This is a genomic window from Jeotgalibacillus marinus, from assembly GCF_040801915.1.
GTDB lineage: Bacteria > Bacillota > Bacilli > Bacillales > Jeotgalibacillaceae > Jeotgalibacillus > Jeotgalibacillus marinus.
Genome location: NZ_JBFMIA010000064.1, coordinates 1 through 1,046 on the forward strand (window position 1 = coordinate 1; position 1,046 = coordinate 1,046).

1 protein-coding gene is annotated in these 1,046 nt (G+C 32.9%); it reads left to right on the forward strand.

Annotated features, from left to right (window positions below; translation table 11 throughout):
• Positions 1–737: 737 nt before the first annotated feature.
• A complete protein-coding gene (locus tag AB1471_RS16930; RefSeq protein WP_367780923.1) occupies positions 738–911 on the forward strand; it encodes a hypothetical protein in 174 nt (57 codons plus the stop codon).
• The last annotated feature ends 135 nt before the right edge of the window (positions 912–1,046 follow it).

Here is a 1,046-nt window from a genome sequence, read left to right on the forward strand (position 1 = left end):
TTTCATTAATGATTATTTTATTTTTATTTATAATTTCTTCCTGTTTTTTTATCTTATTTTTTCATGCAAACCAGCAACTGCTGTGTAGTCGATTGTAATACCTACCAGATAGCCAATGGAAGTATCTTATATATCAGCTGTTCTGAGAGTGACTTCCTATCTTTTGCCCTCATATCCTGTATAGGTGCTTCGAGAAAATGTTAAGGTCTCTAATCTTAATCTTTTTTATATAACGGAGCACCTTCAACCTATTATCTGTTTCTATTTGCAACAAAAGATAAAAAAAGATCTTTTTCTCTTGAGTGTGTGTCGATACGCGTATATAATAAAGATAACATGTAACAGATTAGAGAAAGAGGGGGGAAAATAAACCTAAAGTGATTTTGACTAGATAACAGAAAAATATGACTCAAGAACAAGCGGCTGGCTTAGAATGTCTCGTGCATAGTTAGAAAAAATGCGATTTGATATTTAATAAGAAGGCTCTTAAAAATGAAAAAAATTATAATTGGAGCATTAGCTGTAGCGTTTTTACACTCACCCCTCATAAAACAGAGGAAATAAATAAAAATCATCAAAGAACAACCAAACCGATTGGGCGAACCAACTTCTGGTTGATTTATGAAGGGCAGTATCTCACACGAGGTACTGTCCTTCAGTTGTTGTAAGGGGGTGGTCAACGAATCTAATATACTTCGAATCAATGACCACTTAAATTTATTTAGGGGGAGATAGAAATGAACGAATCGTATGCTGTAGCAAAAACATTAACTACACTGGGAGTAGAGTTAAACGATTATGTGACTAGCGGAGAAATTGATCTGGCACAAGTGCTAAAAATTCTTAAAGAAACAGGTAAAATTTCAGAAGAGGAATACAATCAAGTGTGGGAAATCTTGAAGACAAGCTAAACTCTACACGAGAATGTAGAGCTTTTTCTCACTTTTCAAATGATTTTAGAAAGTTTGCTAATAACTTCATTTGTTCTTGAGACACTGGTTTTTCATTAATGATTATTTTATTTTTATTTATAATTTCTTCCTGTT

Excerpts from the sequence above, each read along its gene's own strand:
- AB1471_RS16930 (WP_367780923.1), top strand. The coding sequence starts at position 738 with ATGAACGAATCGTATGCTGTAGCAAAAACATTAACTACACTGGGAGTA.